This window comes from Elusimicrobiaceae bacterium (genome assembly GCA_017528825.1).
Taxonomy (GTDB): domain Bacteria; phylum Elusimicrobiota; class Elusimicrobia; order Elusimicrobiales; family Elusimicrobiaceae; genus Avelusimicrobium.
Map to the genome: position 1 here is coordinate 120493 of JAFXOI010000003.1, position 8369 is coordinate 128861.

8 protein-coding genes and 1 tRNA gene are annotated in these 8369 nt (G+C 44.7%); all 9 read left to right on the top strand.

Going from position 1 to position 8369, the window contains the following annotated elements:
* Positions 1–68 precede the first annotated feature (68 nt).
* Positions 69–1046 carry an ABC transporter ATP-binding protein gene (locus tag IKN49_01610; GenBank protein ID MBR3631753.1) on the top strand — a complete coding sequence of 326 codons (978 nt, stop codon included), beginning with the start codon at positions 69–71 and terminating at the stop codon, positions 1044–1046.
* Positions 1043–2056 carry an ABC transporter ATP-binding protein gene (locus IKN49_01615; protein MBR3631754.1) on the top strand — a complete coding sequence of 338 codons (1014 nt, stop codon included), beginning with the start codon at positions 1043–1045 and terminating at the stop codon, positions 2054–2056. Before IKN49_01610 ends, IKN49_01615 begins: the two co-directional genes overlap by 4 nt.
* Positions 2053–3081 (top strand): ABC transporter permease, encoded by a 1029-nt coding sequence (locus tag IKN49_01620; GenBank protein ID MBR3631755.1) that lies wholly within the window; start codon positions 2053–2055, stop codon positions 3079–3081. Before IKN49_01615 ends, IKN49_01620 begins: the two co-directional genes overlap by 4 nt.
* The gene (locus tag IKN49_01625) at positions 3074–3943 is read left to right on the top strand and encodes an ABC transporter permease (protein MBR3631756.1); all 870 of its coding nucleotides are present in this window, start codon (positions 3074–3076) and stop codon (positions 3941–3943) included. The genes IKN49_01620 and IKN49_01625 overlap by 8 nt, the downstream gene beginning before the upstream one ends.
* Positions 3944–3990: 47 nt before the next feature.
* Complete coding sequence (locus IKN49_01630) at positions 3991–5619, top strand: AMP-binding protein (protein ID MBR3631757.1); 1629 nt, start codon at positions 3991–3993, stop codon at positions 5617–5619.
* 2 nt (positions 5620–5621) lie between these two features.
* Complete coding sequence (locus IKN49_01635; protein ID MBR3631758.1) at positions 5622–7124, top strand: CCA tRNA nucleotidyltransferase; 1503 nt, start codon at positions 5622–5624, stop codon at positions 7122–7124.
* A gap of 53 nt (positions 7125–7177) precedes the next feature.
* Positions 7178–7248 (top strand) — tRNA-Gly (locus tag IKN49_01640).
* A gap of 16 nt (positions 7249–7264) precedes the next feature.
* Positions 7265–7930: a hypothetical protein gene (locus tag IKN49_01645; GenBank protein ID MBR3631759.1), complete on the top strand. Its 666-nt coding sequence runs from the start codon at positions 7265–7267 to the stop codon at positions 7928–7930.
* A 184-nt stretch (positions 7931–8114) separates the two neighbouring features.
* The coding region (locus tag IKN49_01650) for a hypothetical protein (protein MBR3631760.1) at positions 8115–8369 on the top strand (255 nt) is incomplete at its 3' end.

Genomic DNA, 8369 nt, shown 5'->3' on the forward strand with positions numbered 1-8369 from the left:
AGATGCCTCGCATATTTCTTGTCAGTACTGTGGCCATTTGTCTAGTTGTAAACTGCTATAATATAAACATGGCTGTGCAGGAAGATACCGTATTAAGCGTAGAAAATCTACAAGTATCCTTAGGAAAAGGCGACCACTCCGTGCCGGTGGTGCGAGGCTTGTCCTACCAATTGAAAAAAGGCCAAGTACTTGCGGTAGTAGGGGAATCCGGTTGCGGAAAAACCTTACATGCCCTATCTTTACTGAGATTGTTGCCCCCCGGAGTGTATATCACCGGCGGCAAAATCATCTATCGCGGGAAAGATATTTGTACGCTACCCAATGAAGAGCTTCGTCACTTGCGCGGTCATAAAATAGCCATGGTGTTCCAAGATCCCATGACTAGTTTGAATCCTATCCGCACCATTGGTAAACAGTTAACTGAAACTATCCTGGCTCACCGGTCCGTTAGCCTGTTGAAGGCACGTGCTATAGCGGTGCGATTGCTTAAAAAAGTAGGTATTGCACAAGCCAAAGAACGTTTGAACGAATATCCTTTTCAGTTTTCCGGCGGACAACGGCAGCGAATTATGATTGCTATGGCTTTATGTTTGCATCCCGAAGTATTAATTGCCGATGAGCCGACCACTGCTTTAGATGTAACCATTCAGGCACAAATTTTGAAACTGATTAAACAACTACAACGACAAAGCGGAATGTCTGCGGTATTTATTACTCATAACCTGGCACTGGTGGCGGATATTGCCGATGAAGTGTTGGTGTTGTATAGTGGACATTGTGTAGAAAAAGCGTCCGTACAAGAGTTATTTTCAAAGCCCTTGCACCCGTACACAAAAGGTTTGTTAGGGTCTTTGGTTAGTTTAACTCATAAAATGGATCATTTGCCCGCAATAGAAGGATATCCTCCAGCCCCCGGTTTTCCAAAACAAGGATGTCCGTTTGCCCCGCGCTGTCCGTATGTGACAGAAAAATGTCGCCAAGAATTGCCGCCTTTAGACTCGGTGCGAAATCACCAAGTGCGGTGTTGGCGAGCGGAGGAATTATGACGCTACCTATCGAAGTAAAACAAGTAGTCAAAACATATCGCCGCGGGGGGTGGTTAGGTGGCAAGGCGGAAGAAAATACAGTGCTTCACGGAGTAAGTGTATCCGTGGGAGAACAGGAAATCTTGGGCTTAGTGGGAGAATCCGGTTGCGGTAAAACAACTTTAGCTAAGATTATATTGGGCTTGGAATCTTATCAAGCCGGTTCGGTCAAAATAAACGGACAGGAACTTAATACCTTAAGCAAAGCCGGCTTTAAAAATTTAAGGCGTTCTTTACAGGTCATCTTTCAGGATCCTTATTCCAGTTTAGATCCGCGTATGAATGTGGCTCAAATTATTAGTGAACCGTGGGATATTCATCACTTATATCCCAATCGTCAAGAACGGAAAGAAAAATTGGAAGAATTGCTTTTGTCTGTAGGATTGTCTGCGGAAATGGCCCCGCGTTATCCGCATGAATTTTCCGGCGGGCAACGGCAACGGGTAGCTATCGCGCGGGCACTGGCTTTGGAGCCGCGCATTTTGGTGGCCGATGAGCCCGTGTCGGCTTTAGACGTATCTGTACAGGCGCAAATACTCAATTTACTTAAAGACATCAGCCGCCGGCGTAAATTAAGCGTATTGTTTATTTCGCATGATTTTGCGGTGGCACGTTTTTTGTGTGACCGAATTGCGGTTATGTACCAAGGACGTTTGGTGGAGAGTGCTCCTGCGGAAGAACTGTTTAGCAATCCGCAACATCCCTATACGGAAACCTTGTTGTCAGCGGTGCCGGTGCCCAATCCTGCGTTGCAGAAAAATCGTCAAGTATTAGAAGCCTCTGCGGTGGTATCAGGCGCTGAAAAAAGCCCCTGTCCGTTTGCCTCGCGTTGTGCTTATTTTGAGAAGGATATTTGTATGCGTCCTTGCTCGTGGACGGTAGGTAAAAACGAGCATGGTTGTGCGTGTAACCGCTTACCTTTTGCCAAACAAAAAAGTCGGTATGCCCTTGAAGAAGGAGCCATAAAATGATTCGGTATATTGCCAGAAGACTTCTTTTATTGCCACTGGTGGTATTAGGCGTCACCTTTCTGTTGTTTTTCCTAACGCAACGGCTCAGCCCGGAAATGCGCGCTTCTCTGTATATCAAAGATCCGCGTCAAATGGGTTCCATGGAAGAAATAATTCAAAAATATGGCTTGCGCGATAATTTGTTTAAGCAATACGGCCGCTGGCTAACCGGTGTCATAAGCGGTGATTTGGGTTATAGCCAAAGCGCCAATATGCCGGTGAAACAAGCTATTAAAGAGTATTTACCGGCGACGGTACAACTAGCATTTGTAACGATTGTGTTGGTGGTGTTTTTCGGCGTCTGGTTTGGCACCGTGTCAGCGGTGAAGAAAGATAAGTGGCAAGATCAGTTGGCGCGTTTGATCAGCGTGGGGGGATTTTCTTTACCTATTTTTGTGTTGGGGCTTTTACTACTGATGTTGTTTTACGGCAAGTTAGGTTGGTTCCCACCGGGCGGATATTCTTTATCAACGGACGTAACGATCCACTTGCCCTCTTTTCATCACTATACCGGATTTTTATTGATAGATTCTTTGCTAAACGGTAACTTGCGTGTATTTGTAGATGTGCTACGGCATTTGTTTTTACCGGCATTAACGCTATGTTTGGGTTCTTTTGCCTTAATGGTGCGCGTTATGCGCTCCTCTATGTTAGAGGAATTAAATAAAGATTATGTGCGTACCGCACGTGCTAAAGGCCTGCCCGAACGAACGGTTATTTATCGTCACGCCGGTAAAAATGCCATCATTCCGGTTATTACGTTAGCGGGGATTCAATTTATCCGTTTGCTAGGGGGCACGGTGATTGTGGAAACGATTTTTGATTATCCGGGCATTGGCCGCTTCGGAGTAACAGCGGCACAACAGTTGGATATCGCGGGAATTCTGGGTTTTTCACTCATGGTGGCCGTGCTCTTTGTGGTAGGTAATTTATTATCTGATATTTTATACACAGCGGTGGACCCGAGGATTAAACTGCATGACTAAACGTATTTGGAAACGCATTTTGCAAAACAAATCCTCCTTGTGCGGATTTGTATTAGTGGCTTTTTTTGCCGGGGTGGCTCTGTTTGCTCCGGTGCTGGCTCCCGCTCATGGCAAGGACGTGTATCAAATGCCACAAAGCAGCTATGACATTGCGCCTCAACCGCCGTCTGCACAACATTGGTTTGGAACAACCGAACAACAATATGATCTGTATTACGGAGTCGTTTGGGGAACGCGGCTAGCTTTTAAGATTGGCATTTCGGTTACATTTTTTGCCTTTTTAATCGGACTTTTTTTGGGAAGTGCCGCGGCGTATTTCGGCGGAAAGATAGACGAGATTATTATGCGCTGTACGGATGTCGTGTTTGCGGTTCCTTCGCTGGTACTGGCTATGGTAATTGCCGCCATGTTGGGGCCTGATATTAAAAATATGATGATTGCTTTAACGGCGGTAGCATGGCCTTCGTATGCGCGGTTAGTGCGGGGAGATGTATTGTCTGTTAAAGAACGGGATTTTGTCACAGCCTCCAAGGCATTAGGGGCAAGAGGGCCACGGTTACTACTACGACATATTCTGCCCAATTCCATTTACCCGTCTATTGTGGTGGCCAGCTTGGATATTGGCTATATTGTATTGACTGCCGCCTCTTTGTCCTTCTTGGGCTTGGGAGCCCAACCGGGCACAGCCGATTGGGGGCAATTAATTGCCTTAGCGCGTAACTGGGTATTAGGTAGTGGCAGTAACACGTTTGCGTATTGGTACACCGTCGTAGTACCGGGGGGAGCAATTTTCTTATTTGTACTAGGTTGGAATTTGCTGGGAGATGGGTTTCGCGATATTTTAGACCCGCGCCAGGGCTAATTTAAGCTACAATAAGATAAAGGGATTTTTTTATGTGAGGTTATAACATGATTAGAAGGAAGGATCTGTATACATCTTTAAGTGATAGTGCATTTCGCCAACCGGAAAAGGTGGCCTTAGTGGAAGCATCCACCGGAAAGAAAGTTACTTATGCAGAATTATTGATGAAAGTGGATCGCGCGGCCGATATGTTTTGGGAACACGGCATTCGTAAGGGGGACCGCGTGGCGGTAGTACATCGCAACTCTATTGAAGTGGTGGTGGCGAACTACGGTTTGTATAAGATTGGTGCTATTTGTATTCCCATGAACTTTATGGTGACCAAGCAAGAAGAGATCCAATTCATTTTGAATAATGCCGGTGCCAAAGCAGTAGTAACACAACAAGAATTTATCCGCCATTATTTGAAAGCACAACCGTCACTACCGGATTTGAGATATATTTTCTCTACAGATACCATTCCGGAATCTGCCCAAGATAAACCGTTTGTGCAATTATTTTGGGATCAGATTGAAAAATCTACTTTCCACGATGAAACTGCCGGAGCCTGCGCTCGTACGGAAGACGATGCTTTTATCTTGTATACTTCCGGTACTACGGGCCAACCCAAAGGAGCTATGGTCACGCACGGCAATTTGGCCAGTAACGTTATTTCTTGTGCCCAAATTTTTAAGATTAACGATGATGATGTGTTCTTGTGTTTATTGCCTATGTTCCACTCGTTTGCATGGACAACGTGTGTCGTTATTCCTTTGTATCTGAATTTGAAAGTAGTCATTGTGGCCAACGTCATGCCGGCCAAAACATGGCTTTCTGCGATGGGTAGTGAAAACGTAACACTCATTTTGGCAGTGCCACAAATTTTGGCGGTGCTGTCCAAAGAAGCCAAAGGGCTCAAACAGCTCTACTTGCGTTTCTGGCCGTTTAAGCATGTGCGCTTTGCCGTATCCGGTGCGGCTCCTTTAACACAAGAAATTAAAGATCGGTTCGAGCAGAAAATCGGTGTGAAAATTTTGGAAGGTTACGGCCTAACCGAAACCAGCCCCGTGGTGAGCGTGAACACGGAAGAATTGCAAAAAATTAAATCTGTCGGCCCTGCTATTCCGGCCGTTAGTACGATTGTATTAGATGAAGAGGGCAAAGAAGTTCCGCGCAACTGTGAAGGGGAATTATGTGTAAAAGGTCCCAACGTATTCCGCGGATATTTTGGCAATCCGCAAGCTACCAAAGATGCTTTTACGCAGGATGGTTGGTTTAAGACAGGCGATATTGTGGCTATTGATGACGACGGATTTATCTTCATTAAAGACCGCAAGAAAGACATGATTATCATTAAAGGGCTCAAAGTATTTTCTGCCCAAGTGGAGGCAATCATTAATTCTTGTGAGGGTATTGAAGAATCTGCTATTATTGGCGTGCCGGATGGAAAAGGTGGCGAGTTTATTAAATGTTACGCCGTCAAAACGGAAGGCGCTACCCTGACCGATAATGATTTCCGCAAATTCTTAAAATTGAATTTGGACAATTATAAACGTCCGCGTGATTTTGAATTTGTCGATAAACTCCCTAAAAATGCCTTAAATAAAGTGCTCAAACGTAAACTACGTGAAATGGCGGTAGCAAAATTAAAAGAGCAAACTGCTAGCGGTCAGGCAACTCCAGAAGAGGAGAAATAACCGTGACGGACGTAGCGGCTATTTTGCGCCAAGTAGTGCCGGATGCTTATTATGTCGGCGGTGTGGTGCGGGATAGTTTGCTTAAAAAACCGTCCGGAGACATTGATTTGGCTTTACCTAAAGAAAGAGTCAAGCCGGCCGCATTATCTTTAGGGAAAAAACTGCAAGCTGCTGTGTTTGAAATGGATGCCGAATTTGGCGTTTGGCGTTTGGTGACCCGTCGGGAAAATTTACAAATTGATTTGACAGCTTTTCAAGGTAAAAATTTGTCGGAAGATTTGCGCCGGCGTGATTTTACCTTTAATGCGTTGGCTTATCCGGTGACGGCCCCCTTGTCCTTAAAAATCACTCCCGTAAAGGGGCAGAAAGCCCAAGTTTGCCTGCAAAAATTACAAAAGAAATACATCGTTGATTTGAAAAAAGGGGTGCAAGATTTAGCCGCTAAGCACATTCGGCTCAATACCCCCAAGGCCTTGCAAGATGATCCGTTGCGTATTTTGCGCGTGTTTCGGCATGCGGCAGAATTAAAATTTACCATTACGCCCTCTGCCTTAAAACAAATTAAAAAAGACGCGCCTTTACTGGTGCAAAGTGCCGGGGAGCGTGTGCAAGAAGAGCTTACCCGTTTGTTTCAAACGCCGCGTGCGTATGAACATATTTTGCGTATGGAACAAACAAAAGTGTTGGAAGTGCTGTTTCCGGAACTAACCCCGCAACGCAACTGCGCTGTGTGTTATTACGGCAAAGGTGGCGTTTTGAAACATACGTTAGATTGTTTTAAGCGAGAAGAGTGGCTACTGGAAAATGTGCACAAGGCCTTTCCTAAGTATGCTAAAAAGTTACAAGATGTTGCCCAGCAAAAAAGTTTGCTCAAAATGGCTGTGCTGTTGCACGACGTAGCAAAACCAACTACGGCTATGATGAAAGAGGGGCGGTTGCGCTTTTTTTATCATGAACAAAAAGGGGCAGCCATGGCGCATAAAATTTTAGAACGATTACACTATAGCAAAGCAGAAATGCGTTTGATTGGTGCTATGATTGGGGAACATTTACGGCCCAGCAATTTGGCCAGTAACGATGTAATCACAGATCGGGGAGCTTATAAATTTTTCCGTGATTTGTCGGAGGCGGCATTGCCACTGCTGTTTTTATGTTGGGCCGATTATACCAGCTACGTAACGGATGCTCAACTAAAAAATATGCTTCCAAAGAGTACTGCCCGAGTTATGAGTTTGGAAAAAGCTAAACAAACTGAAAACGTGGGCAAGACGCTGCGGCATTTGCAAGTATTAAATTATCTGTTGAAGAAATATTTTGATCATCCTAAACAAATTCATCCCACTAAATTAATAGACGGACGAGATGTAATGAAAGCTTTATCTATCGGGCCTTCTCCCGAAGTGGGGAAAATTTTGGAAGCGGTGGCATTAGCACAAGTGGATGGGCAAGTAACCGATAAAAAAACAGCATTAGATTTTATTCTCACGCAATTTGGTAAAAAATAGCTTGTACATCCAATAGAAACAATTGCTATAATAGTAATGCAAAATTAATTATTGCGGGCGTGGTTCAATGGTAGAATGGGAGCTTCCCAAGCTCTAGACGAGGGTTCGATTCCCTTCGCCCGCTCTTTGAAAGGGTACTTATGGCAGACGAAAAACAAGAGCAAACCGAAATAACTGAATTAGAAGAAAAACTTCCGGCCCAACGCAGCAGTAAAGATTTGTGGCTGTTTTTAATTATTGTGGATGTGGTGCTCTTATGTGTATTTGGTTTTTTCTTATATAAAAATCTGTCTGCTATGTTGCTTTCCCCGCAAGATCCTATGGGGGAACCAAAAGTAGTAGAAGAAACACTACTGGTGGAAGAAGATGCCGCGGGAGACGTGGTAGAAATCGCGCAAGCAACGGTTGTGGAAACGGTTCCTCCTGCTCAGCCGAAAATCTCTGAGCCGGAACCGGTTAAAGAAGAACCTGTGAAATCGGAACCTGCTACGGTAGAACCGGCACCGGTGGCAAAGCCGGCCGCAAAGCCGACAGAACCCAAAGAGAGCGTTTCTGTTAAAGTCAATCCAAAAAGTAAATACCGCCAAGTGACTTTCCGTTACTTTGGAGAAGCTAAAGACGTAGCGGTGGTGAGCGGCTTTACGATGGCCAAACCTCGCGCCTTAAGTAAGAAAAACGGCGTGTGGGAAACCACTCTTTCTATTGCTCCGGGTACTTATAAGTATTTACTGGTCATAGACGGCCAACAACAGCCTGATCCGTATGCCGAAGAGAAAGATGGACGTTCCGTACTGGTGGTAAAATAGATTTTATAAAAGCCCTGCTCCTTGGAGCGGGGCTTTTTTGAGGATACCCCTTTTCCTGCTGCTATGCAGCCAGGTATTTGTTACTAAAATTGATTTTGTGGCGTAAAGAAGAGAATAAATCTTGATTTTGCCTTTTTTGGTTTTATAATATGTAATATACCTTGATTTTTTGAGAGGACTAATTATGAAAAAAATAATTATGATGGCGGGCTTATTTTTATTAGGCGCTGCGGCTTATGCGGCAGACAATAAGATTACTATGGTTACTTATTTTCCGACTCCGTACATGGTGTATCAAGATGTGACGGTAACGGGGCCGTGTGATATGGGATTAATCCGGGAGTGTAAATTAGAGGTTATCAAAGATTTGCAAGTTAATTCTATGTCGGTAGACGAGGACGTTACATTGACTTTAGCAGGGCACGATGCCCAGGCCAAT

Bases quoted from the DNA above. Each gene is read 5' to 3' on its own strand.
- IKN49_01625 (MBR3631756.1), top strand. From the start codon at position 3,074: ATGACTAAACGTATTTGGAAACGCATTTTGCAAAACAAATCCTCCTTG.
- IKN49_01610 (MBR3631753.1), top strand. From the start codon at position 69: ATGGCTGTGCAGGAAGATACCGTATTAAGCGTAGAAAATCTACAAGTA.
- IKN49_01630 (MBR3631757.1), top strand. From the start codon at position 3,991: ATGATTAGAAGGAAGGATCTGTATACATCTTTAAGTGATAGTGCATTT.
- IKN49_01620 (MBR3631755.1), top strand. From the start codon at position 2,053: ATGATTCGGTATATTGCCAGAAGACTTCTTTTATTGCCACTGGTGGTA.
- IKN49_01615 (MBR3631754.1), top strand. From the start codon at position 1,043: ATGACGCTACCTATCGAAGTAAAACAAGTAGTCAAAACATATCGCCGC.
- IKN49_01645 (MBR3631759.1), top strand. From the start codon at position 7,265: ATGGCAGACGAAAAACAAGAGCAAACCGAAATAACTGAATTAGAAGAA.